The sequence below is a fragment of the Collinsella tanakaei genome (assembly GCF_016902615.1).
Taxonomy (GTDB): Bacteria; Actinomycetota; Coriobacteriia; order Coriobacteriales; family Coriobacteriaceae; genus Collinsella; species Collinsella tanakaei_A.
In genome coordinates this window covers 1-24,700 of sequence record NZ_JACJMB010000018.1, presented here as the reverse complement: position 1 = coordinate 24,700, position 24,700 = coordinate 1, and the positions used below count along the sequence as shown (strand labels likewise).

The 24,700-nt window shown below is 64.3% G+C and carries 22 protein-coding genes and 1 pseudogene; 12 read left to right on the top strand and 11 right to left on the bottom strand.

Going from position 1 to position 24,700, the window contains the following annotated elements; translation table 11 throughout:
• Nucleotides 1–219 precede the first annotated feature (219 nt).
• From H6A21_RS07070 to H6A21_RS07050, 5 genes and pseudogenes are all read left to right on the top strand, one after another.
• Nucleotides 220–1,023 carry a hypothetical protein gene (locus H6A21_RS07070; protein WP_204561905.1) on the top strand — a complete coding sequence of 268 codons (804 nt, stop codon included), beginning with the start codon at nt 220–222 and terminating at the stop codon, nt 1,021–1,023.
• A gap of 206 nt (nt 1,024–1,229) precedes the next feature.
• On the top strand, nt 1,230–2,231 hold the full coding sequence (locus H6A21_RS07065) for a calcium/sodium antiporter (protein ID WP_204561903.1): 1,002 nt from the start codon (nt 1,230–1,232) through the stop codon (nt 2,229–2,231).
• A 41-nt stretch (nt 2,232–2,272) separates the two neighbouring features.
• A complete protein-coding gene (locus tag H6A21_RS07060) occupies nt 2,273–2,560 on the top strand; it encodes a nucleotidyltransferase family protein (RefSeq protein ID WP_204561889.1) in 288 nt (95 codons plus the stop codon).
• A gap of 127 nt (nt 2,561–2,687) precedes the next feature.
• Nucleotides 2,688–2,957 (top strand): annotated as a pseudogene (locus H6A21_RS10960) (HI0074 family nucleotidyltransferase substrate-binding subunit); the annotation flags it as partial.
• A gap of 31 nt (nt 2,958–2,988) precedes the next feature.
• Nucleotides 2,989–3,384 carry a hypothetical protein gene (locus H6A21_RS07050; protein ID WP_204561885.1) on the top strand — a complete coding sequence of 132 codons (396 nt, stop codon included), beginning with the start codon at nt 2,989–2,991 and terminating at the stop codon, nt 3,382–3,384.
• A gap of 597 nt (nt 3,385–3,981) precedes the next feature.
• Here the strand turns inward: H6A21_RS07050 and H6A21_RS07045 are convergent.
• Nucleotides 3,982–4,608: a TetR/AcrR family transcriptional regulator gene (locus H6A21_RS07045; RefSeq protein ID WP_204561881.1), complete on the bottom strand. Its 627-nt coding sequence runs from the start codon at nt 4,606–4,608 to the stop codon at nt 3,982–3,984.
• A gap of 154 nt (nt 4,609–4,762) precedes the next feature.
• Here H6A21_RS07045 and H6A21_RS07040 point away from each other — a divergent pair, with 154 nt between their 5' ends.
• Nucleotides 4,763–7,342, top strand: a complete 2,580-nt coding sequence (locus H6A21_RS07040; RefSeq protein ID WP_204561879.1) for a YhgE/Pip domain-containing protein — start codon at nt 4,763–4,765, stop codon at nt 7,340–7,342.
• Nucleotides 7,342–9,576 (top strand): YhgE/Pip domain-containing protein, encoded by a 2,235-nt coding sequence (locus tag H6A21_RS07035; protein WP_204561876.1) that lies wholly within the window; start codon nt 7,342–7,344, stop codon nt 9,574–9,576. The genes H6A21_RS07040 and H6A21_RS07035 overlap by 1 nt, the downstream gene beginning before the upstream one ends.
• 27 nt (nt 9,577–9,603) lie before the next feature.
• Here H6A21_RS07035 and H6A21_RS07030 read toward each other — a convergent pair whose 3' ends face one another.
• On the bottom strand, nt 9,604–10,440 hold the full coding sequence (locus tag H6A21_RS07030) for an MBL fold metallo-hydrolase (protein WP_204561873.1): 837 nt from the start codon (nt 10,438–10,440) through the stop codon (nt 9,604–9,606).
• Between the two features lie 602 nt (nt 10,441–11,042).
• Between H6A21_RS07030 and H6A21_RS07025 the strand changes: the two genes are divergently transcribed.
• Nucleotides 11,043–11,258 carry a hypothetical protein gene (locus H6A21_RS07025; RefSeq protein WP_204561870.1) on the top strand — a complete coding sequence of 72 codons (216 nt, stop codon included), beginning with the start codon at nt 11,043–11,045 and terminating at the stop codon, nt 11,256–11,258.
• Nucleotides 11,259–11,380: 122 nt separating this feature from the next.
• Here H6A21_RS07025 and H6A21_RS07020 read toward each other — a convergent pair whose 3' ends face one another.
• The 3 genes from H6A21_RS07020 to H6A21_RS07010 form a co-directional block, all read right to left on the bottom strand.
• The gene (locus H6A21_RS07020) at nt 11,381–13,372 is read right to left on the bottom strand and encodes an elongation factor G (protein ID WP_204561867.1); all 1,992 of its coding nucleotides are present in this window, start codon (nt 13,370–13,372) and stop codon (nt 11,381–11,383) included.
• Nucleotides 13,373–13,546: 174 nt separating this feature from the next.
• Nucleotides 13,547–15,181, bottom strand: coding sequence for a GDSL-type esterase/lipase family protein (locus H6A21_RS07015; RefSeq protein ID WP_204561864.1), 1,635 nt, complete (start codon nt 15,179–15,181; stop codon nt 13,547–13,549).
• Between the two features lie 162 nt (nt 15,182–15,343).
• The gene (locus tag H6A21_RS07010) at nt 15,344–16,738 is read right to left on the bottom strand and encodes a CHAP domain-containing protein (protein ID WP_204561861.1); all 1,395 of its coding nucleotides are present in this window, start codon (nt 16,736–16,738) and stop codon (nt 15,344–15,346) included.
• Nucleotides 16,739–17,013: 275 nt separating this feature from the next.
• On the opposite strand from H6A21_RS07010, the gene H6A21_RS07005 reads away from it, so the two are divergent.
• Nucleotides 17,014–17,811: a TVP38/TMEM64 family protein gene (locus H6A21_RS07005; protein ID WP_204561845.1), complete on the top strand. Its 798-nt coding sequence runs from the start codon at nt 17,014–17,016 to the stop codon at nt 17,809–17,811.
• Between the two features lie 83 nt (nt 17,812–17,894).
• On the opposite strand, the gene H6A21_RS07000 is transcribed toward H6A21_RS07005, so the two are convergent.
• Together H6A21_RS07000 and H6A21_RS06995 are read right to left on the bottom strand one after the other, a co-directional pair.
• Nucleotides 17,895–18,212 (bottom strand): hypothetical protein, encoded by a 318-nt coding sequence (locus H6A21_RS07000; RefSeq protein WP_204561842.1) that lies wholly within the window; start codon nt 18,210–18,212, stop codon nt 17,895–17,897.
• A gap of 861 nt (nt 18,213–19,073) precedes the next feature.
• Nucleotides 19,074–19,529: a zinc ribbon domain-containing protein gene (locus H6A21_RS06995; protein WP_204561839.1), complete on the bottom strand. Its 456-nt coding sequence runs from the start codon at nt 19,527–19,529 to the stop codon at nt 19,074–19,076.
• A gap of 235 nt (nt 19,530–19,764) precedes the next feature.
• Here H6A21_RS06995 and H6A21_RS06990 point away from each other — a divergent pair, with 235 nt between their 5' ends.
• Nucleotides 19,765–20,124: a hypothetical protein gene (locus tag H6A21_RS06990; protein WP_204561836.1), complete on the top strand. Its 360-nt coding sequence runs from the start codon at nt 19,765–19,767 to the stop codon at nt 20,122–20,124.
• A 604-nt stretch (nt 20,125–20,728) separates the two neighbouring features.
• Here H6A21_RS06990 and H6A21_RS06985 read toward each other — a convergent pair.
• The 4 genes from H6A21_RS06985 to H6A21_RS06970 form a co-directional block, all read right to left on the bottom strand.
• Nucleotides 20,729–21,148 (bottom strand): DUF2871 domain-containing protein, encoded by a 420-nt coding sequence (locus H6A21_RS06985; RefSeq protein WP_204561833.1) that lies wholly within the window; start codon nt 21,146–21,148, stop codon nt 20,729–20,731.
• Between the two features lie 76 nt (nt 21,149–21,224).
• Nucleotides 21,225–21,656, bottom strand: a complete 432-nt coding sequence (locus H6A21_RS06980) for a hypothetical protein (RefSeq protein WP_204561830.1) — start codon at nt 21,654–21,656, stop codon at nt 21,225–21,227.
• Nucleotides 21,657–21,725: 69 nt separating this feature from the next.
• A complete protein-coding gene (locus H6A21_RS06975) occupies nt 21,726–22,283 on the bottom strand; it encodes a TetR/AcrR family transcriptional regulator (RefSeq protein ID WP_204561827.1) in 558 nt (185 codons plus the stop codon).
• A gap of 197 nt (nt 22,284–22,480) precedes the next feature.
• Nucleotides 22,481–23,074 (bottom strand): TetR/AcrR family transcriptional regulator, encoded by a 594-nt coding sequence (locus H6A21_RS06970; RefSeq protein WP_204561824.1) that lies wholly within the window; start codon nt 23,072–23,074, stop codon nt 22,481–22,483.
• A gap of 230 nt (nt 23,075–23,304) precedes the next feature.
• On the opposite strand from H6A21_RS06970, the gene H6A21_RS10955 reads away from it, so the two are divergent.
• Both H6A21_RS10955 and H6A21_RS10950 read left to right on the top strand, forming a co-directional pair.
• Complete coding sequence (locus tag H6A21_RS10955; RefSeq protein WP_239462720.1) at nt 23,305–23,541, top strand: HsmA family protein; 237 nt, start codon at nt 23,305–23,307, stop codon at nt 23,539–23,541.
• Complete coding sequence (locus H6A21_RS10950) at nt 23,541–23,789, top strand: hypothetical protein (RefSeq protein ID WP_239462719.1); 249 nt, start codon at nt 23,541–23,543, stop codon at nt 23,787–23,789. The genes H6A21_RS10955 and H6A21_RS10950 overlap by 1 nt, the downstream gene beginning before the upstream one ends.
• Nucleotides 23,790–24,700: the final 911 nt, after the last annotated feature.

Below are 24,700 nucleotides of genomic sequence, written 5' to 3'. Positions count from 1 at the left end.
TGCAGGTTCTGTATACCGTCTGCAGCCGGGCCGCGCGGGCGCAACGGGGATGAGGCATCCGGGTTACCCATGGTAGGATGGCGCGAACACGACCGACCGGAAAGGCGAGCCATGGGACACAACCTTCGAGGCGCAACCGCGCGCACGGCCGCGGCGGCACTTCTCACCGCGGCGCTCATTGGCGGCTGCACGACCGGAACCGTAACGAAAGGCGGCAGCATGACGGGAATCGACAGGAGCTCTGCCCCCGCTGGCAGCGCGGAGGAGAACTCCGTCGCCGAGGAGGCCCTCGTCATCATCCTGGATGACGGAAGCCCGCTGTTCGTGAACCAGGCCACCGGCACGCCCTACATCCCCACGCTCGATGACGCCCAGATCGTCGACGCGGACGGCAACCCCATCGCGGCCGCCGACCTCACGAGCGGCAACGTGGTGGAGGTCACCGGCAACGGCATCATGCTCGAGAGCTACCCCGGCCAGTACCCGGGCATCACGCGCGTCGAGGTCATCGACGAGGGATCGCCCGACGACGTCGCCCCCTACGCCGACCTGATCGAGCAGCTCTCCGTCGAGCGCGACCCGGGGCAGCCCGCGCACGCGGCCATCGAGTACACAACCGAGCTCGCCCAGGTCACACTGACGCCCCAGATCTGCAGCTACACCTGGACCGTTGAGCACGACTGCGAGGCCGCAACGATCGCCTCCGATGCACCCTCCCCCGTGCAGATCGAGCGCGACGAGCTGCCCGACGCCCGTCTCGACGGCGCCACGGAGACACGTGTGAGCTTCGATGACGAGGTGCGCGCCGTCGCGGTCGAGCGCTGGAGCGAAGACGCCCTCGCCGAAGCGGCCACGCGCGCCGGCGGCACCGCCGCCCTCGATCCCGCCGCGCTTCCCGCCGAGACGGTCGAGACCGCGCTTACGGACGGCGAGGCAACGCTTACCCTCGAGCCGGGCTGGCGCTACGCCATCACTGCAACCTTCGACGCCGGTGAGGTCACCTACGCCTTCACCTGTCGCTAGACCGTCGACGGCAGCGGAGCTCAGGCGGCCATCGCGTTTCCACTATCTGTCCCCAATTCCCTCACATATTTGCATTCCGTCTGGATGCGCCCTCCGGCTCTTCCAGAAACCGCCTCTGAGCGGGTAAACGTAGTGCGTGTATGTACATCGCGTGCGCCGGCGGAAAGATAGGGACCCGCCGGATCGCATGTGGGATCGGAGGGAAGATGGTCCTTGACCTCATTTTCATCGTTATAGGATTCGCCCTGCTCATCTTCGGCGCGAACTTCCTCGTCGACGGCTCGTGCGGCATCGCGCGGCGTTTCGGCATGAGCGACCGCGTCATCGGCCTCACGCTCGTCGCCGTCGGCACGGCGGCACCCGAGATCGTCGTGAGCGTGAGCTCGGCGGCCAGCGGCTATTCCGACATGGCCGTCGGCAACGTCGTGGGCAGCTGCCTGGCGAACCTGCTGCTCATCCTCGGCCTATCCGCCGTCATCGCGCCCATTCGCCTCACACGCCAGACGCAGCGCTTCGAGGTGCCGGCGAGCATCGCCGCCATCGGCCTGCTCGCGTTGCTGGCGAACCTGGACGGCAGCCTGTCTCTCATCGACGGCATCATCCTGCTCATCGCCTTCGCCGCCTTCATGGCGCGCACGATCGTCGTCGGCATGCGCGAGGGCGACCAGGAGGAAGATGCCGAGGCTGACGCCGACGCCCCTGAGCTCGAGAAGGCCGTCGAGAGCGGCATCCGCGCGCTCATCGACCGCGCCCGCACGCATCCCCTTGCCGCCATCGTCCTCATCGTCGCGGGCATCGGCCTGCTCAAGGTCGGCGCCGACCTCACGATCGACCACGCCGTGTCCCTCGCCGAGAGCCTGGGCATCAGCGAGCGCCTCATCGGCATCACCGTCATCGCGCTCGGCACCTGCCTGCCCGAGCTCATCACCAGCGTCGTGGCGGCGCTGCGCGGCAACACCGACCTCGCCGTGGGCAACGTCGTGGGATCCAACGTGGCGAATCTGCTGCTTGTCATGGGCCTGCCGGCGCTCGTGACCACCGTTCCCTACGCCGCGTCCTACAACCCCGACCTCATCCTGCTCGCGCTGGCAACCGCCGCACTCATCGCGTTCGCCTACATCGGGCCGCGCCACACGATGAGCAGGCGCAACGGCATCGTGTTCGTGCTGCTCTACGTCGCCTACATCGTGGCCGCAGCCATCATGTGAGAGAACGGAAACCATAGACCTGAGTTCGCGAAAGGATTCACATGGTTCCCATCGAGCAGGTGTATCGACAAATTGCTGATAACGCGGCGCGCACCGGCACGCGCCGCGTTATCCTTTTCGGATCCCGCGCCCGGGGGACCAATCTAGTCAAGAGTGACGTCGACGTAGCCATCGAGGGATGTCCTGTACCAGAGGCCTTCGAGGACGCCGTGCAGAACGACCTGTGGTCGGTATTGGGAGTTGATGTCATCAATCTTGATACCGTCAAATCGGAAGAACTTCGTTCGGAAATCAAACGCGATGGGGTTGTGCTCTATGAAGAAGTTTGATAACTATTGCTCCGCACTCGATGTACTCACGCGCGCTCCTCAACAGGACCTGACGAACGTTGTTATACAAAGCGGCATCATCGATTAATTCTCGCTCCAATTTGAACTATCCTGAAAGCTCCTCAAAGCCCTTCTCACCTTTGAGGGAGACTCAATTGCCGCATCAGGTTCGCCCCGCGAAATCATCAAGCACGCGTATCGCTTCTTCGACTTCCTTGACGAGGAGACGTGGCTGCGCATGTTGCGGGACCGCAACGACACGACACATATTTACGATGCTGTACTCGCCCAGAACCTCGCAACGACGGTCATTAACGACCACATTCCCGCATTTGATCAACTAAAGCAGGATATCTTGGAGCGCTACGGAGAAGATCAGCTCAACGAGCTGCCCTAGTGACAGCGTCGCCGAACCTTTAGGAGACGATATGGGCCGCGAAACCGTACTCCGCGCTCTTGCCACCGCGTTGCTTGCGCTCTTTTTTGCGGCGACAATCGTCTTCGCCGTTCTCAGCTACGTTAATGCACCCAGCGCCGGAGGACCCATTCTCTGCAGAGCCATCGTCCACGTTGATGCTGTCGACACGGATTCACTCTCCGTGCTCGTTACTGTCATCGACACCGACGCGGATGGCTTCATATCGTCTACGCTCGATATCGGCGACACAGGGGAAGTCGCTTTTGACCACATGCTCGGTCGCGGTTCACCAGGGCTTCCTGAACTCGGAAGCAACATCGACCTGGGATGGATCGGGGAGGTTGGGTACGATGACGAATTTCCCCTCAGTGCCTACGATTGGAAACCGTTCGACCCCCCTCACTAACGCCGCTCACCCCAAACCGAAGCAACCCTTTTCTCAATACGCCGAACCCCTACGGCATCCACTGAGTGGCATGGTGAATCGAAGTCATAACAGCTGGCACCCACCTCTTGCAGCATCCTATCGTTTCTGCTGAGCAACATTCCGATGCCTCATCACGACACATCGCGCAACGGCGCTACACGCACATCCTGCGACAGCCTGACGCCTGGTCAGGACCGTCTCAAACCCCATGAATACATATTACATATTGTCAGGGGTACGATTTTCGGGTGCGCTTTCCCCATAGGTCGGAGACCCCCAGCGTTTCCGCAGGATTCAACTGGGAAAATATCAGGAGGTATAGCGCCTATGGGCGATTGGCACCCAAAAATCGTACCCCTGACAATCTTTTATATAAAGTGCCTATGAGACTGCAATTTGAGCAGGGCAATTTTATACAGCTTGATCACAGGATTATGCAGGTAGGAGCCTCTCCCGAATCACGGGCGTTTAGATTGGCAACCCAAAACCCCGGCTCCAAGGTAGGACCAGGTCGTGGGAGCGCAAAACAAAGCCCAGAGCTCTACGCTCCGGCATGTCCCCAGAAGCAAAACACCCCTACGCTTCCACGCCGATGCCGTGGAAGATCATGTCGAGCACGCCGTGCACGAACGCCTCGGTGTCTTCGGCGTCGTCGGTTCCAGAATCGGCATACTCGGTGATCGCGAACGCGCCGATGACGGCGACCGCGACGAAATGGCACCTCGTATCCGCACGCACGATGCCCTCCCCCTTCGCGCGCTCGAGCTGCGCCTCGAGGATTGCGATAATTCGCTCGAGGTGCTCCTTCACATGCGGCAGGACCTCGTGCTCCACGTCCCAGATGCCGTGGGCGAGCGCCAGGGTCAACGGGCTTGCCGGCCGCATGGCCCGGGACACGGCCTCCACGAGCCCCAAAATCGCCGCACGGGCAGAGGGCGCTTGCGCCACGATCGCCTCGATGTCCGCCACCAGGTCCTCGAGCGCGCGGTTGAACACCGCCTGGACGAGCGCGCCCTTGTCGGCGAAGTAATAGTAGAGCGAGCCCTTGGACATGCCACAGCGCTCGGACACCTCAACAAGCTGAAACCCCGTGCCGCGGCGCTCGACCATAAGCTCGGTCGCGGCGGCCATGATCTTCTCGCGCGTCGCTGCGCTCTTGCGGGTCCTCGTCTGACCCGCTGGCTGATCCGTCTGGACGCCCATCGCACCTCCTTGCATATCGCGTGCGTAATTATATCACCATGCAACTTTTTTGAACTCTTTTCAAAAAAATCGGTTGAGCGTATAGTAACCGGGTATTTCCACAGAATCGGGAAGACATGCCGAACCGTGAATCGACGAATCGCAAGGGAGACCCATGGGAACCGTCATACGCATCTTTATCCGGGACCTCAGACGCGTCCTGCGCAATCCCGCAGCCGTCCTGGTCACCATCGGCGTGTGCATCATCCCCTCGCTCTACGCCTGGATCAACATCCTCGCCAACTGGAACCCCTACGAGAACACCTCCACCGTGCCGGTCGCCGTCGTCATCGAGGACACGGGTGCCGACATTCCGGACATGGGGCATGTCAACGCCGGCGACATGGTTCGCCAGCGCCTGGAGGAAAACGACCAGCTGAACTGGATATTCGACAACAGCGAGCAGGAGGCCATCGACAACGTCCGCGAGGGCGACGCCTATGCCGCCTTCATCATCCCGAGCGACTTCACCTCGACGCTCTCCGGCGTGCTCGATGGCAACGCGCAGCCGGCGCATATCGACTACTACGTGAACGAGAAGGAAAACGCCATCGCCCCGAAGGTGACCGACACGGGCGCCACCACACTCGAGAGCCAGATCTCGAGCGAGTTCGTCCGCGTCGTGGGCGAGGTGGCGGGCGAGAAGCTCAAGGGCGCCTCGGGCGAGGCGCTCGACACCGCGCGCAACGGCATCAACAGCACCGCGGCCACCCTGCGCGAAGCGGCCTCGCAGGCCACGGAGCTCGCCGACGGCCTCGCGGGCATGGATGCCGCCGTCTCAACCTCGCGCGCCGCCATCGCGGATGCGCGCAGCTCGCTGAACAGCGCCTCGACCCAGGCGAGCACGCTTGCCGGCGACCTCGACCACGCGCTCGAGCGCGCCAAGAGCATGCGCGGCGACGCCCGCACCCTGGCGGGCGACCTCACCGGCGCCCTCGCAGACGCCGGCGGCACGCTCGCCGGCCTGTCGTCGAGCGCCGCCTACGACATCGGCGCCATCACCGGTGACATCGGCTGGGCCCAGGGCACCATCGACAACGCCATCGCCGCCGTGCGCGCGCTTGACGGCACCGTGCAGACCTTCAAGGCCTCCCTCGAGTTCGCACGCACGGCCATCCTCGAGCTTCCCGCCGCAAACGGCGAGCAGGAGGCGATCCGCAACGACATCGCGGGCGCACTCGATACCGAGATCTCGGCGCTCATCACGCTCACCGACGGCCAGACAGAGCAGCTCGACCGGCTGCAGGGCGTATCGGACGCCATCAAGGCGGACGCCGACGCCGTGCGCAGCCTTTCCGCCTCGGTGAACGACGCCGTGCAAAGCGGCTCCCAGGGGCTGGCGGACCTGCAGTCGGGCCTCGCCGCCGACACCACGGGCGACATCTCCGCCGCACTCGACGACTTCGCCGACGCCGGCAGCCAGCTCACCGGCACCCTGGAGGCCATCGGCCCGGCGACCAGCCAGGCCGACACCCTGCTCGCCGAGCTCGACGACCTGCTCGCGCAGACCGTCACCCTGGCGAACGACACGGCAGATACCCTCCGCGTCGCAGCCGAGCGCACGGGCGGCGTGGCGGACGACATCGACGCCCTCTCGAGTGCGCAGGCCTTCACGGAGCTGGACAAGATCGCCCAGCTCGACCCCGCGCATACAGGCAGCTACCTGAGCGCGCCCATCACGATGGAGAACCACCCGATCTTCCCCGTGAAAAACTACGGCTCGGGCGTCGCCCCGTTCTATACGAACCTCGCCCTGTGGGTGGGCGGCTTCGTCCTCGTCGCCATCTTCAAGCTGGAGGTCGACCCCGAGGGCGTGGGCACGTTCCGGCCCTGGCAGGGCTTTGTCGGCCGTTGGCTTCTGCTCGCGATGCTCGGCCAGGTGCAGGCGATCATCTGCTGCACCGGCGACATCGTGCTCGGCATCCAATGCGTCGAGCCCGTGGCATACGTGGCCGCGGGCATGATCGCCTCGCTCGTCTACGTTCTCATCGTCTACGCGCTCGCCATCTCCTTCAAGCACATCGGCAAGGCGCTCGGCGTGCTGCTCGTGGTGCTCCAGATCCCGGGCGCGGCGGGCACCTACCCCATCGAGATGATGCCCGACTTCTTCCAGGCGCTCCATCCGTGGTTGCCCTTCACCTACGGCATCGACGCCATGCGCGAGGCGGTAGCGGGCTTCTACGACGGCGCCTACGCGGCGAACCTGGGGATGCTCCTTTTGTTCTGCATACCCGCGCTCGCCATCGGAATCGGCGCCCGCCGCCGGCTCGTCAGCGTGAACGCGCTGTTCGACCGCAGGCTCGCCGAGACCGACCTCATGATCGCCGAGCACGTGGGTGCAGATGCCGCCCTAGCGGAACCGGACCGCACGGCGCGCATCTCCGGCGTGCTGGACGACCCCGCCCGCGCCGAGCGCCTCGAGCGCGCCTACCCCGTCCTCGTGACGCGCGGCACCGTCGCGCTCGCGTGCGAGGCCGTGCTGCTCGTGGTGCTCCAGTTCGTCTTGGCGGACCCGCTGCCGCTGCTCATCTGCTGGACCGTCGCGCTCACGGCGACATGCACCTACCTCATCGTCGTCGAGTTCCTGCACGCGCGCGCCCGGCGCACCCTGACCGCCGCACCCACGCAGCACCTGTCCGCCCGCGCCGCGGACCCCACCGCCAAGATCGCACCCACCGGCTCCGAAAGGTCCTGATGACCATGCATCGCCTGCTGTCCTTCATCCGCCGCGACGCGCGGCACGCATACGCCAACGCCGTGAGCATCGTCGTCATGGTCGGCATCCTCGTCGTGCCGTCCTTCTACGCGTGGTTCAACATCGCGGGAAGCTGGGACCCCTACGGCAACACGAAGAACCTCAAGGTCGCCCTCGTGAACGAGGACGAGGGATACGAAAGCGACCTCGTGCCCCTGAAGCTCAACCTCGGCGACGAGGTCGTCTCCACCCTGCTTGCCTCCAGCTCGATCGGCTACGAGCCCGCCGCGCGCGACAAGGCGGAGTCCGGCCTTGCCGCCGGCTCCTACTACGCCGCCCTCATCATCCCGAAGGACTTCTCGTCCTGCCTGCTCAGCGGTCTTGGTGGCGAGGCGCGCCAGGCGAAGGTGACATTCATGCAGAACCAGAAGGCCAACGCCATCGCCGAGATCGTGACGAACAAGGCGTCCTCCTCCATCCAGGAGGATATCGACACCGGCTTCGCCCGCGCCGTGACCGACGTGGGCACAGGTGCCTTGAAGCAGCTCTCCGGCATGCTCGACGACGGACAGCTCGCAACCGTCGCGCGCGCTATGCAGTCCGCCCTCGACGGCAGCGCACAGACCCTCTCAAGCACCGCCGGCAGCGTGCAGGCGGCAGGCGACCTCGTCGGATCCGCCCAGCACCTGCTCGACGCGAGCTCCACCTCGCTTTCCGCCCTGACCGACACCGAGGGCGGACTCGCTGCCGCCCTGCGCGACGGCGCCGACGGCGTGCGCGGACTCGATGGCGCGCTCGAGGATGCCACGGCCTCCGTCAAGGGGGCGCTCGATACCGGGGCGGCGAGCCTCGACGGCGTCAGCGCGGCGATCGGTAACGCGATGGATACCGCGGGCGGGCACATCGACCGCATGACGTCTGCCCTCGCGGATGTCGACAGCGCCATCCAGCAGCGACTCGATGCGCTGCGCAAGCTCGCCGACACCCTTGATGGGCAGGACACGCTCGTCAAGCAGATGGAAAGCCATTTCCAGGTCGGTTCAGCCGAGTACACGAAGGTCCTCGAGGTCAGCCTGACCATCGAGGGGCTCGCGCAGCGTGTCGGGCGCGCGATCGAAGAACTCGAGAACCTCTCGGCAGGTATCGAGAGAACTGCCGGCGACCTTGAGCAGGGACGCGCCGATGCCGACACGGCGCGCGCCGAACTCACCCAGATGGTGGCCGACGCGCAGAGCGCGCTCACCTCCGCCGGCGACTCGTTCAACACCTCGCTCGACGGCTCGCTGACAGACCTCGCCGGCACCCTGGAGGCCACCGCGACCGGCGCGGACAGCGCGCTTCAGGACCTCGAGCGCACCGGCGCCGCCGTGGCCGCCGCCACCCAGGCAGCAAGCGGCAACCTGGACGGGATGCACGCCACGCTCGGCCAGACGGCCGAGGACCTCGAGAGCGCCGCGACGCGCATCGGCGAGCTGCAGGGCGCGCTGTCCCGCGCCCTCGATTCGTCCGACATGGACCAGGTGCGCACGATCCTTCTGACCTCGCCCGCGGAGCTCGGCGCCTTCATGGCCGAGCCCGTGAGCATCGAGCGCCACGCGGTCTTCCCCGTCGAGAACAACGGCTCGGCCATGGCACCCTTCTACACGACGCTCGCCATTTGGATCGGCGGGGTGGTCCTCGCCGCGCTCATCAAGGCGACGCCGAGCGCGCAGGCGCTGCAGGAGACGGGCTGCACGGTGACGCAAGCCTATCTGGGGCGCCTGGCGCTCTTCTGCAGCACGGGTATCATCCAGGCGGCCATCATCTGCATAGGCGACGTCGGCTATCTGGGCGTGCAGTGCGCGCACCCCGGCCTTTTCCTGCTCGCGGGATGCCTCGCATCCGTGGTGTTCATCAGCATCATCTTCGCGCTCACCTCGTCGTTCGGCGACATCGGCAAGGCGGTCGCCGTCGTCCTCATGGTCGTGCAGGTCGCCGGCGCCGGCGGAACGTTTCCCGCCCAGATGCTGCCCCCGGTGTTCCAGACGATCTACGCATGGCTGCCCTTCGTGCACGCGGAAGGCGCCATGCGCGCGGCGCTCTTCGGCGTCTACAACGACGATTTCTGGATCCAGCTGGCCATTCTCGCGGCCTACGCCGTGCCCGCGCTCGCGCTTGGGTTGCTGCTGTGCCGCCCGACGGCGACCGCCGTCAAGCGCTTCGAGGAAGCCCTCGAGTCGACGCACGTGATGTAGGTGGCAAGCGTGCACAGCGCAGGCTCGCTACACCTCGACCGAGCAGCCCGTGTACAGGTAGGAGATCTGGTCGCCCAGCTCGTCGCGCAGCAAGCTGTACGCGGCAAGGCCCGTGCAGTGGAAGGTGTAGAAGCGCGTTTTCAGGCAGGAGAGCTCGCGGGCGAGCAGGCGGATCGACGCCTCGTCGCAGACCGTGCCGGCGCTCGGCGCCATGAGGTGAAAGCCGGCCACCACGGCATCGAGCGGAGCGCCCGCGAGCATCTCGGCACGCGCCATGATGTTCAAGATCCCCGTGTGCGAGCAGCCGGAAACGAGCAGGTAGCGGTCCCCCTCATGTACAAGCAGGCTCTGCTCGTGGGCAAACGTGTCGGGTGCGAGCGCGCCGTCTTGCTGCCGGGCGAACAGCGTCCGGTTCGACGCGGGCGCGGCATGGGCGCCGCCCGATGGGGAGAAGAGCACCAGGCCATCGCCCAAAACGCGCAGCTCGCCGGTCGGCACGATGCGGTCGCTGGATGCGAGCGCGGGATCGAGCCCGATCTCGTGCTGGCGCTCCCCCACGCCCGACACATGCCCCTCGAACGCACGCTCGCGAATGTAGACGGGGGCTGGCGATAGGGCGCTATCCGTCACGGCGAAGTAGGCCGCAAGGCCGCCGCCGTGGTCGGCATGCCCGTGCGAGATTACCGCGGTATCGGCGGAGGCGATGTCGATGCCGAGCGCGCGGGCGTTGTCCAGAAAGCTCGCGTCGGGACCCATGTCGAAAAGGATGCGCCGGTCACCCGTTTCCAGAAACAGGCTGAGCCCGTGCTTTGCGGTAAACCGGCTCGACGGCGTCGCGTTCTCCAGCAAGACCGTGACCTTCATGGCGCCCCCTCCATGTGCTCTGTTCCGTTAAGTATATCTGTCGGCAGCGAGACGCGATTGCGGTTGCGCCGAGCCGGCATGAGGGATGTGGGATTGCATGCGGGCGCTTCCGCCGAGCCCTGCGCGCCGTTAGTGGCCGAACCTGCCGAAACGACATGCGACGAAAGCCCGTCGAAAGCGCATCCGCCGCCGGAGTTGCCGCGAGCCTGACGAGACGCCCTGTATGCGCCGCCCGCCATGGTGCGCGCAGCCCGTAGACGCAGCATGCCGCATCTCGAAAAGACCGACCGCTCCCACCCCTCCCGCCCTGTCCCTTTGTGCCAACTGGTTATAATCTTTAGTACCACAGTCGCATTTCTGATGGGCGCATTTTCGTCCCTCACTCTAGGACCCTGATCTACAACATCACGGTCGGCCCCAAGTTCGAGGATGCGGACACACCTTCGGACGATACACCGGATAATCCTTCGGACAACCCCTCCGACCAGCAGCCGTCTTCTATCGACGAGGCCTGGTCTCAAAACACGTCCCAGCAGACGGAAAGCGGGCTCAATCGCCTGTTGCACGCCCTCGGGCTTCCACAGACCGGCGACGCGCAGGGCATGTACATCGCCCTCGCCGTCATGCTGGCGGCAGCTTGCATCGCGGTCGGCTGTTTTGTGCATCGTCGCGCGGCGCGCAAGGCCGCATCGGCATCGCAGGGCAGCGCCTCCCCCACCTCGCCGGCAGCAGAACGGAAAACGGGGCGTCAACCCGACGGCAAGGGCACATCGAGCGGCGAAGGCGGCCCGGATGATGACGGGCAGGACCCCGCATAGCGCCAAGCCCGCATAAGCGTATTGGCAGCACGCATCCCACGCACGCGAAAGGACCGCCTCGAACCCACTGCTCGGGGCGGCCCATATCATTCGGCAAACGAAACGGCGATGCGGCGGGGCGCCTACAGATACCCCTCCGCATCGCGCCATGGGCGCAGGCGATCGGGGTCGATGGTCACATGGGCATGCTCGGGCACCTCATGCCACTTGACGGTATAGCCCGCCCCATGGCTGCAGAACACCGAATCCGGCGTGTTCGGCAGATCGGCCTCAGGATCGTAGGCGGCCTGCTCGATCACGCGGTCGGCATCGTGGCAGGGGCGGTAGCCCGCGAACTCAAGCGCCAAGCGCCCCAACCCGCCGGAATACCCGCTCACCTCAAGCCCGTACTCGCGCATCTCCGAGGCGGGCGCGAACCCGGTGAGCTGCGCCATGTCGCCCTGGACGGACGGCGTCTCGAACTCCGCGCCCATGCGCTGCACGTCGGCCAGGGCGCGCCCCACCTTGTCGGCGGGAACCGTCAGGCGGAAGCGGTACCACGGCTCCAGAAGCTCGCAAGCGCCCTGCTCGCGCGCCATCATGAGCGCCTGGCGGATGGCGCGATACGTCGCCTGGCGAAAATCGCCGCCCTCGGTGTGCTTCGCATGCGCGCGCCCGCCGAGCAGCGTGAAGCGCACGTCGGTGAGCGGCGAGCCCGTGAGCACGCCCAGGTGCCCACGCTCCAGCACGTGCGTGAGGATGAGGCGCTGCCAGTTGCGGTCGAGGTCGTCCTCCGAGCAGCGCGTGCCAACCTCGATGCCCGCGCCGCGCGGCAGCGGCTCGATCAGCAGATGCGCCTCGGCGTAGTGGCGCAGCGGCTCGAAGTGCCCCACGCCCTCAACCGGGGCGGTCACGGTTTCCTTGTACAGGATGCCGCCCGGGCCGAAGTCGACAGCGAATCCGTACCGGTCGGCAAGCGTCTGCTGCAGCACCTCGCGCTGCACCGCGCCCATCAGCTGGACGTGGACCTCCTGCAGGTGCTCCTGCCAGCTCACGCCGAGCAGCGGGTCCTCGTCGGCAAGCTCGCGCAGCGCGCGCACAAGCTTGTGGATGTCCGCCTCCCCCGGCAGGACCTGATAGGACAGAACCGGCGCCAGCAGGGGTTCAAGGCCGCGCTCCTCGGCACCGAGCGCGCTGCCGGGCACCACGTGAGTAAGGCCCGTCACCGCGCAGATGCAGCCGGCGGGAACCTCCGTCACGGTCTGGAACGAATCGGCGTCGTAGATGCGCACCTGGTCGATTTTTTCCTCCCAGGAAGCGCCGCGGTCGACGCCTGCGACCATCATCTTGGCGCGCAGGACGCCGCCGGTGACCTTGAGCCACGCCAGGCGCTCGCCGCGTGCGGAGCGGCTGACCTTGTACACGCGGGCGGCGAACTCCTCCGGCCACGCGCGCTCGGCGACAAGCGCGATCAGGCCGTCCATGAAATCGGACACCCCGTCGTCACGCAGTGCGGAGCCGAAAAAGACCGGAAAGATGCAGCGCTCGCTCACAAGGCACCGCAGGGTGGCGGGGCTGAGCGTCCCTTCCGCCAGGTACTCGTCGAGCGCTTCCTCGTCGGTTGCCGCCGCGTCCTCCAACACCGCCTCGTCACCGGAAAGCAGCGCGCGTCCATCCACGCACGAGGTCGACAGACGGTCGCGAACTGTATCCAGAAGCCCTGCGGCATCGGTCGGCGCGAGGTCCATCTTGTTCACGAACACGAACGTCGGGACGCCGTAACGGGAAAGCAGCTCCCACAGCGTCTCGGTATGTCCCTGCACGCCGTCGTTCGCGCCCACCACGAGCACCGCGTAGTCGAGCGCCCGCAGGGTGCGCTCCGCCTCGGCGGAGAAATCGACATGCCCCGGTGCGTCGACGAGCATGAGATGCGCATCGTTGTACGTGAGATCGGCCTGCTTCGCGAAGATCGTGATGCCGCGGGCGCGCTCCATGGCGTCGGTGTCCAGATGGGAGTCACCGTGGTCGACACGTCCCTGCGTGCGGATGGCACCCGCCTGGAACAGCATCGCCTCGGCGAGCGTGGTCTTGCCCGCATCGACATGCGCGAGCAACCCGAGCACCGCTTGCTTCATGTTCGAACCCCCTCCGACGACGCGCGTTCGCTCCGATGGTAGCAGAACCGCCGGATGCGGAAACTGCCTGCGCGTACCGAACGGGCAGCATGCGATTCGAAGCGCACGGCCGCGACGCTGCAGCCGTGCGCTACGCGACGCCGGGGCGGCGCGCCGTCCCCTCAGCGGATCGCGCTATGCGGCATCGACGTCGGGCGTCTTTTCGCCAGCATTCGCATCGGGACCCGGGGTGTCCTCGGCGGCGGCGTCCGCATCGTTCCCATCGGCATCCGGCGCATCGTCCGAACCGGTATCGGCACCCGGCGTATCGCCCGCGCCGGGTTGGCCCTCCCCCGCACCAGAATCGCCGGTATCGCCGGCGCCCACATCGTCCCAGTCGATGCCGGACCCGTCGATGTCGAGCACGCGGCAGAGCGTATCCCACAGCAACTCCTGACCCAGGTGATTCGGGTGCGTGCCGTCGGTGTAGAAGAGCTCCGCGGGCAGGCCCTGCACCGCAAGCGTCGCCATGAAAGCATCGTGCAGCGAGGCGTACGCCCACCCGTGGGCCTCGCACAGCTCGCGCAGGGCATCGGACACCTCGCGCAGGGTGAAGCGGTAGTCCTCGCTCACCACGGGGATAGGCGACAGCACGATCATCTTGCCGCCGTAGTGCTCGCTCACCCGCGTGAGGAACGACTCGGCGTAAGCGGTGAAGTCCTCGAGCGTCTCCTGCGCATCGACGATACCGCGATCGTTCGTGCCGAGCACCACGATCGCCAGGTCCTCGTCGCCCAAGATATCATCGCCGATCTTGTCGTAGGTGCACATGGAGCCGAATCCCGCGACGCTCGCGTTCACGAGGCTGACGCCGCGTTCGCCCAGGTAGGCGCGAAGCAGGTTCGAGGCGCTCTTCGTCGCAGACGACGGCTCGCGGTAGATGGAGCCACCGTAGGTGAAGAGCTTCTCGCCATCCGGATGCTCGTAGCCGAGCGCGCCCACGCCCGCCATGATGCTGTCGCCGAAGATGCGCACCGAGTGCACCTCGCCGGACGCGACCGCGTCCCCGAGCGAGATCGGCGACACCATGCCGCTGACGAGCTTGGGCTCGGGCATCTGCTGGCCCGCATCGAGCGCGCCGGTCAGCTCGTCGAAGTGATAGCCGATGCCGTTCACCGTATAGGATCCGTGCACCATCACGCCCGAGGGCCAGCTGTAGAACACGGTCTTGTTCGCCTGCTCGAAGCGATGCCAGCCGTAGGTCACCGCGCCGGTCTCCTCGTCGAGGTAGTACCACTGGCCGTCGATAGCCTGCTCGCCGTACAGCATGCGGCCGGTCACGGCGTCGAAGTACACCCACTTCTGGCCATCAGGCAGGTAGACGAAGCCCTTCGCCATCTCGCCCGTCGTCTCGTCGAAGTAGTACCACGAGCCGTAGCGGTAATCCAGGCCCTTGACCATGTGGCCCGACGCGTCGTAGCGCACCCACTTGCCGCGGGTGCGGTCCTCGTTCGACACGGGGACGAACACGTCCTTGTCGCGCGCCATGGTGCCGTCCGCGTCGAACCAGTACCACGCGCGCGAGTCCGGGTCGAACACCTCCTTGTCACGGGCCATGACGCCGTTATCGAACCAGTAGCGCTCGCCGTCGAGCTCCGCCCAGCCGGTACCCGACGCGGGCGGCTCGGGCTCACCGGCGCGCGGCGCCGCCTGGACCTCCTGTGCGGCAGGCTCCGCCTGGGCGATCCCGATCGGGCAGGCAAGCGCAAGCGTTGCGCACGCGAAGGCGAGCGCTGGGCGCAGATGGGAATAAATCTGTTGGGCGGACATTGGTCGATCCTCCCCGGATGCGTCAGAAATCGTTCGATAGGATTGTACCCGCACGCTCGAAAGCCGGCCATATGCAACCGAAAAAGGACCATCCCGCCGCGCATGTGCGACGGGATGGTCTCTCAACGTTTCCTATGCGGCAGCCGCGCGCGAGGCGGGTTATCAGTCGCCCCAGTAGGGATGTGCAATGCCCGCGGTGTCGCCGTTGATCGGATACCAGCGCGGCTCGATGCTGTTGAACGAGGCATCGGCAAGCGTCACGCTGCCGTCGGGGTTGATGCCCACGACGATGCCCACATGACTCGCCGAGAAGCCCTTGTCGAAGGCGAAGCCGGCATACTTGAGGAACATGATGTCGCCGACCTTAGGGCTGAAGTCGACGCGCCCGCGCTCCTTGTACCAGTCGAGGTTCATGTGCGGATAGCTCATGAGCTGGCCGTCCGCCAGGAAGATGTCCAGGTCCGCATGGTGGAAGCACCACCACACGTAGGTCATGCAGGGGCCGTGCGGACACAGGGTGCCGCCCGCCGCGGCGAACTCGCCCTCGGTGTCGGGGTGCGTGTAGTAGGAGGCGCGCACCTGCTGGAGCAGCTTCTCCTTCAGCTCGTCGGGCGTCAGCTGACGGCCGGTGACCTTGTCGAAGTAATACGGGCGCCCGTCGACCATGCGCTGGCCGTACACCATGCGGCCCGTCACCGGATCGTAGTACACCCACTTGTTCGCCTTGGGCAGATAGGCGAAGTCGTAGTCCATCGCGCCCGTGTAGGGATCGAAGTAGTACCAGCCACCGTCGATGAACTGCTCGCCGTAGACCATCCAAGCGGTCTCGGGATCGTAGTAGCACCACTTGTTCTGCTCGACGACATAGGAAAAGCCCGTCTGCAGCGCACCGGTCACCGGGTGGAAGTAGCGCCAGTGGTAGGCACCGTCCTCGGGGAAGTAGCTGTAGACCTCACCCTTGACCATGCGGCCCTTCTCGTCGTAGTGGACGGTCTTGTCCTGGTCCTTGAGGTAGAAGTCCTGGTCGGTGATGGTCACGCCGTCTTTGCCGGCGTAGTACCAGGCGTTGCTCACCGGATCGTAGTACTCCTCGTTCTCGGCGATGAGGCCCGAACTCTTCGCCCAGTAGGAGTTCCCCGTCTTGGGGTCGGTGAACTTCAGGTTACGGGCAACCTGGCCGTTCACGTACCACACGCGGTAGCCACCCTCGTTGCCCCAGCCGGAGGTTGTGGTCTGGAGCTCGACGTCGGAGGTCTCCTGCGCCTCGGTGGCGGCGTCCTGCTGGTCCTCGGCAGCGGGAGCGCCCTGCTGCTCTTCGGGCAGCGTCGCCTGCTCCTCGGCCGGCGCCTCCGCCTGCTTCTCATCGGTTGCGAGAGCGTCCGTCGCGTCCTCGGTCGCCGGTGCCTCCTGCTGGGCGGCGTCGGTCTCGACCGTTGCCGCCTGCTCTTCGAACACCGTCACGACTGCCGCGTCATCCAGAGCGAATGCCCCAGCGGGCGCCACGCTTGCCGCGCACGCCAGCGAGATCACAGCCGCCACAAGCCGTGAATGTCTCATGGGTATCGCTTCCTTTCATCCCGACCCCTCGGTACACGACGCATATGCACCTGGTACCGAAACAATTCATACGGTGTAATTGAATACCACACTTTGGCAGGTGGTTGTTGCGCAACAGAAATCCATCCATCGAGCCGTCACAGAACCACGCCGTCTTTTGCGCCGGCGCCCCACGGCGCCCGGTGTCAAACTTAAGCGAATAATAGCCACGCGTTGACAAATTCTGGACGTTCGCCCCGTAGACTTGCAGATGAACCGAAGGGGGCGATACGACCATGGCGTCACTGGATAACGAGCTCGACCGCGCGGGGCGCATGCCCCCGACCGACCGCACATCGCGCGTCCCGACAACCGGCGCCGGTCTCCGGAACGCGCCCATTCTTGCCAACCGGAACCTGCGCCCGGCTGTCCTCGTCGTGGCCGCCATCGCCGCCGTCGCGATTATCGGCGCGCTTGTCGCCTTCGGCCCCGAGCTCTGGAACTTCTTCACGAACGGCGAGGCCGTGCGCGCCTGGGTCGATGCGCAGGGCCCGTTCGCACCGGTGGCCATGGCGGCACTCGTTATCGCCCAGATCATCATCGCCGTCCTGCCGGGCGAGCCTGTCGAGCTCGCCGCGGGTTACCTCTTCGGCTTTTGGGAGGGCACGACCATCTGCTTTGTGGGCGGCCTTGTGGGAACGGTCCTTGTCACCGCGCTCGTCAAGACCCTCGGCATGCGCATCGTGCGCCTGTTCTTCACGCGTGAGCAGACCGAGGGCGTGGCGTGGCTGCGCGACTCGGCCCGCTTCGAGCTCATCATGTTCGTGGTCTTTCTCATTCCCGGCACGCCGAAGGATATCCTCACCTACGCCGCGGGGCTCACCACCTGCCCCTGGTGGCGCATCGCGCTCATCACCTGCGTGGGCAGGATCCCCTCCATCGTGACCTCGACGCTCGCCGCCGGGTTCGCCTCCGAGGGCAACTGGACAGCGGCTGTCATGACCGGCGTCATCACCGCTGCGCTCGTCGGCGCCGGGACGATCGCATTCGCGGCCATCAGGCGGCGCGAGCAGAACAAGGCGAAACGGGGGTAGCGTCCGGCCGCTCGCGCCCTAGGGCGCAACCGTCGCCGATCTCCCCGCATGGCGACGCGGGCAGCTGCGGCGACTGCCCGCGTCTAGATGATGGTCTTCTCGCCTTGGCTGGACGGGTCAAGGCCGCGGTTGGCACCACCCGTGTCGATCTCGTACTTAGCCACGTACATTTCGAGACTCGCCGCGACGGTGACAATGAAACCGCCTTCGCCCGCATTCTCGACATCGCCTATTTCGCAGCTCCCGACCATGAGCGCATAGATCTTAGTCCAGTTTTCGACCGACCTGTTAGTGAAATCGACCTCGACCGCGCCATCGGGAAGGAGTTCCTGGACTGTGTTGTCATCCTGCCTCACAGGAGAAGCCGAGGCTCGGGAAAGTTTTCCCTGGAGGATGTACACGAAGCGCTCGCCGCCATAGAGCGCTACAGAAACAGAGAGCCAACCTCGACTCTCGGCCCACCGTCAATCGCAGTTTCCACGACGCTCCTTGCCGCGCCAACTGCTAGGCGCGCGTCTGGTACTCGCGGTCGCCTTCGAGGCCGCCTTCACGACTAGTCTGCCGAGACCCATCTTCACCTTGCTCCTGTTCGAGTCGGCTCAACATCGGATTGACAGGCGCGTCGGAAACCCTTCTCGCTCACGCTCTGTACATGTCCCTCAAGGATAGCAGGGCAAAACAGAAACGCTCTCCATCCCCCCACGTACCGTATAGCGATTGGTGAGCCTAATCTCCAGCCCCGCCCCTAGCGCCCTCAACGAGGATTGCATCCACCAGGAAGCATGTTGAGGAACCCATACAGCCCCTCCCGTCAATGAACAAGCTGAGCGTCTCGATGATTCCGACGGAGAGACAGAGCAAGTACCGGACGGAGCACCCGCGCTGCGACGGGTGCAGCCGCACATCGTCACGGACCACAGCACCGCGCGCACGGTGTCGACGTGAGTCCCCAGACCTACCGTCAGAGGGGACTTGCCTCGACCGTGCGCTCGACACTCACCCCGGCACCTATACCGTCACCGCCGTGCTCGGGAAGGTCAATCGCCTTCGCGGCCATCAGGCGGCGCGAGCAGAGAAGCGCAGCAAGAGCAACCGCAAGCCGTCCACACCCCGTGACACATCCAACGCCGATATCGCCGCGACTGCCCACTTTCGGACGTCCGCTTCCCTTGGAGAAAACCGACCAACAGGCTTTCGCGCCCACAGGCATCCGGAAACGGGAGACATCTGCGGGCGCGAAATGCGTTTTGATCAGCGTTTCTTTAGCTGCACTCCTGCCAGCGCTTCAGCGTCGGCAGCACGGCGCCGAGCAGCGACGCCGCCTCGTCCACGGTCCAACCCATAGCATCGGCCATGCGCGGGGCGCAGTCCTCGATCATCTCGTCCATTGTGGTCTCGTAGGTGTAGCTGCCGCCCTCATAGCACCAGCGGCAGAACTCCGCGGTCTCCGTCCCGTCGGCCTCGTGCCCGCGCTGGCCAGGCGCGGTGAACATCATGCCGCAGCTTTGGCAATACTCATCGGGCATGTCGAGCAGCACCGTCACGGGCACATCCAGCTCGCGGGCGATCAGCTTGACCATGTCGATACCCGGCTCGGTGGCACCGGTCTCCCAGCGGCTCACAGCCTGGCGGGTGATGTAGAGCCGGTGAGCGAGCTCCTCTTGGGTGAGCCCGCGCTCGCGGCGCAGGCGAGCGAGCGTGTCCTTCAACATCAGCATGGTGGCAGCTCCTTTGCGGTCGGTAATGCTGCGTCTATTGTCCCGAAGGCCCGCTCCCCCGTCGAGCAACAACCCGTTGCGCGGCGGCACGGCGTGCGCTGACGTCTGGCACTCGGAGTGCCTCTCCCCCTATCCCGCCCGCACCGATTAGCTCGCAGCTCATTCGCAATGCGGCGAAACGGCTTATCATGCCTGCGCAAGGAGAGAGCCAGCTCATCGACGAGGAGATGCGAAAATGGCCAAAAAGATCGTGGTCGTTCAGAAGAAGCAGGGTTGCGCGTGGATGTGCGGCATGTTTCTGCTCGTGTGCCTCGCTATCGCGGCCGTCGTCTACGCATTCGCCATCGCCGCCGGCGTGGCCCTGTGGTTCGGCATCCGCTACATTTGGCGCAGGCTCTGCATCGAGGCGCCCGAAAGCGGCATCGTGCACGCCGGCAGCAAGCTTCCGCCCATCGGTCGCAAAGTGCTTGCCGGCATCGCATGCGCCCTCGTCTCAATCTGCCTGATCAGCATATTCTTCAAGCCGTCGGAGCAGACGCAGACGCAGCAGACGACACAGACGACATACGTCGCAACGCAGAGCGCAGACGCCTAGGCGCCTTTGCACCGGCTTGTCCGAAAATAAGCGAGGCCTGACGGACGAATGTGGCCGGACAGCCCCTCCCGAGAAAATCGGCCAGCGAGGAGGTAAGCGGGCGCACCCAACACATCAGTCCGTGTGGCATCCGACCAAGATGCCACTGACCAAGCGTCCTCGTCCTGGTTGTCAGGCCACTCGATGCGGCCGGGCAGCTGGTCGAGCTATATATAAAAGCATCATGGCGACAACAAGCGGACTGGAGATGCCGGCGCTTTTTGACTTCGACGAATTTCATACCATTACAAACTCGTTCGCAGACAAAGTGTTTGGTCACATCGCCATGGGCATGGGTATCGACCAAATGAAAACGTGCACGACGTTTAGAAACATCAGTCCCTTGGGCGCTCGCATTGTACGCAGGGCCATCGATTCCAGAACGGCCGAGAGAGCAGCCACCACCGCCTAAAACCGAATAGTCCCCGCTTTCGTAGCGCCAGACGAAAGCGGGGACTATTGTTATAGTAGCCAATATGGCCAAAGCTATTGTACTGATTATCGACGATACGATCGTCTTCATTCACTGCAGGCCATCATCAATCACAGGAGCACATCGGATCGACTACCCCCGCGCGGCAATCACACTCTTGCGCACCTGCAGCAGCACGAGCACCAGACTGACACCGAGCAGGATGTGCCCGATCCCTGCGATACCGGAGACCGATGCGTTCATGCCCGAGGACAGATCGAGCCCCAGCACCTGGGTCACGCCGCGCACGATGAACATCACCTCGGTCAGGTTCAGGCCGATCTGATAGACCACCAGCAGCCGGCCGGTCTTCTCCCCGGTGAACGAAAAGTTCTTCTCAAGCAGCATCAGCAGCAAGAACCACACCATACCCAGCAGGAAGTAATGCGTGTGCACCACCCCGAGGACGGTCTGGCCAGAAAAGCCGTTGAACTTGGTGAACTCCCGATAGAACACGCCGCCGACCATCGCGAGCACCGCATACACCACTGACAGGTTCATATACCGTTTCATCGTTTTCTCTCCTTTACTCGTATTCATCTATCGAAGACAGCAGCCCGAACGACGCAGACAGGCCCCCTTCTTGCGCCTATGCCCGCACGCAGGCACCAGTCGATACGGCTTTCCCGAAGTTGTGCCCGAACAGCAGCCCGGCAAGCAGCAGCGAGGCGCCCAGCCCGGTGTAGAAGACGGCGATGAAGCGCTCGGGCGCAAGCCCGCTTGCGCGCAGGCCGATACCGCCCGCCATCATGATGGCCATGATGACGAACGCCTTCCCGTCGAAGAACTTGAGGAAAAACTGCCGCTCGTCCGCATAGGAGCGGATCCGGGTCGTGTGCTTTTCGACCAGCTTCCCGAAAATGAAAATCTGAAACACCGTGAAGACCACAGCGCTCAGCAGGAAGTTCACAATAGACAGGTTGGGCGGATACGCAATGAGCCCGATCCTCAGGATGTTGATACCCGCCGCGCTCCACACGAGGCAGGCGATGAGCAGCAGGGTGTTCCGCTTCACTTTCATGGTGTACCTCCATATGTTGAACATCGTTCATATTTGGGTCTAAAAGTCCCCGCCGGAAAGCGGGGCAACTTAATACAGGGTTCTGCGGATGATCTCCAGCACGGAGCCCGGATCGTAGTCCTGGCGCAGCAGCGCGGACAGCATCAGGGAGAACAGGACGTCGGCGAACTGCTCCACTGTGAAGCGGTCGGTAAAGGCATCCGGCCGCACGTTCGCGTCGCGCCTGATGACGTCGCGCAGGCTGTCGAGCACATGCTGCCAGGCCTGATGCATGCGGCGCTTCCCGTCCGGCTTGTCCTGCTGCATGAAACCGTAAGAATGGAGCGTGAAGAACCCCGGATACCGCTCGCTGCCGTACTCCATCCGCCCGTACATCCAGATGATGCAAGTCTGGGTGTCCTGGAACGCGACGCCGTCGTCCGCGCGGTGGAAAATCTCGCGCCAGACGCTTTCAACCGTAGCACCCACAAGATCTGACTTGGAGTCGAAGTAGTTGTAGACGCACCCGACGGAGATGCCGCAGGCGGCGGCGACGGAGCGCACGCTGGTCGCCGACCAGCCCTGCTCGCGGATGAGCTCGCGACTGACCTTCAGAATCTCCTCTTTGGATGTAACGGCGGTTTTCATCTGATCACCTCAACTTGAACGTTGTTCATTTATAGGCAATCGGCTTCGCTGCGTCAACGGGACGATACCCGCTTCACATCACGGCTACAGAGCGTTTTCCTCATCGGGGACGGGGTAGTGCGGTGCCATCTTGAACCCGGTCGGGCTCAGGATGGCACCGCACTACCCCGTCCCCGATGAGGACAGCGATCCCCCAATCAGTACAATGCGTGCTCCAGCAGCGCGAACAGCACAGAGCACGAGCGGTCCCCTGCACGAAGCGACTCGTAGATGCCGCACCAGATGAAGCGAGCCAAGGGCGCCGCGCCCACCTGCGCCAGCAGCTCGGCATTCACGGCATGATCGTGCTCGATCGCCTGCTCCAGGTTAGCCTCGATATGGGCGAAGCACGCGCGCTCCACCTTGAGACCACGTGCCTTCGTGCGACCATCGAGCGTCGATATCTCGGCAAGCCATCCGTCTTGTAACTCCATCACGGCATCGGCCAGCGTATCGGCGACACGACGGCAGAACCCCACGAGGTTTTCTCCCTCGCGATAGGCGAAGCAGGCACCTTGCGGGCAGGCGCCAGACGCTCCAGAGCCTCCGAAGGCGACATTTTCCCAGAAGCGCTCGATAACCTCGGTCACAAGCGACGACTTGTCCGGAAAGTAGTTATAGAGCGTGCCCACGGCGACGCCGCAATCGCCCGCCACGGCGCGAACACTCAGCGATGCAAGCCCCTGGGAGCGGGCGCGCATGTAGGCCGCCTCGACGATCTCTTCCCGCGTGACGGCGCTCTTCCCCGCCATGGCGATCCCTCCTCTGCTTGCCGGTGCCACGCTGTTCACGCACCGGCAAAAAACCTTGTAGCAATGCCGCTCCGCCGATTCGTCCCCGCCCATGAACAATCCCGTGGACTGTTCAGGAAGAAACGAGCAAATTGCCAGCGTTTCAGCCATGTCGCTTGAAGGCGATCCAACCCAATCCTATCATGAACACCGTTCATATGAACAGTGTTCACTTACGAAAGGAAGCATCTATGTCCCTTCAGCTCATGCTCGCGAGCGCAGCAATTACGCTCGCCCTCGTCTTCTACACCATCGGCGTGTTCTCCGAACGGCATGACGAGCACCTGTCCAAAAAGCACGTTATCCTCTTTTGGTGCGGCCTGGTGTTCGACACCACCGGCACCACGATCATGACGAGCATGGCGCAGGCGGGGTCGGCCGGCATGACCGGTATTCACGGCATCACCGGAGCAGCCGCCATGTCCTGATGCTCTTCCACGCTGTCTGGGCGACCTTCACGCTCGTGCGGCGCAACCGCAACCTGGAGCAGACGTTCCACCGCTTCAGCACCGTGGTATGGCTCGTCTGGCTCGTCCCCTACATCATCGGCATGTTTGTGGGCATCCCGTTCATCGCGCTGAGCGATAGCGCCACGGTGGGCATCAGCGTCGGCATCGTCGCCGTGATCGCCCTTGCCCTGGCGTGGAGCAGCAAGCGCAAGGCGTCTGCGGCGTAGATGGTGCTACCCGGCAGCCGCCCATCAATCCGTCCTCTTTGCAATAGGCAGTTGACGATCCGCACTCAGACGCCCACGCGACCGATATGCCTGACAAAACCGCATGTAGAACCCCGTGGCTTTTAGAAACCCAAACCATTAAGCCTGGCGTAACGAAGATGTCGGTCGATATCCCGTAAGGCCTGCTCAAACAGGAGCCAGCAGACTCAAAAAGGCAATCGCGGAAGCGCACCGGCCCAAAGGCAAGCGCTTCTGAGAGCCCTGAGGCAAGGGGTCAGAAAACCCGTCCCCCGCGCCTCCCGGAATTAGAAGGAAGAAATATATGGAATACGCTGAAATCATCGCGGGAGCCATCACGGGAGTCATCCTGTATCGCGTCATCAAATGGGCTGTACTCAAGCGGAGGAACGAGGGCGGTGCCGAATAAAATGCAGGGGCGCACATGAGGCACGGCGACCAAGGCCCGTGCGCTCCATCCAATACAAGTTCAAGCTCCACCCGCTCGTCCATGAGCTCTCGGCTAGATGAAGAAAAACGTCGAGCTGCACCGCGCATCTCAGACATCTCATCCGCAGTGGCATGAAGTGCCAGAGCGAGTGAGCCGACCAAGCCTGATGCACAGAAAGCCGCCATAGAGCCAAGTTGTCCTGGTGAAAACGATACACAGGGAATCGAAGGCCTGGGGAAACACGGTTGCCCCTGTCATTTCGTACGTCGAACGGCAATACAAAAGGCTCCAAGAACGCCGGGAAGCACTTCAGGGAGCCTAGGAGCTAAGAGGGGGCCATCTTTGAACTGCCTCCCATTTCTTGGACATGGAAATAGAGGTCCGAGAGATGGGAGGCTTTCATGTCCATCGACCTGCGGTGCAGGCACGACCGGAGGCTCAGGGAGCTCGCCGCGGAGCTGTT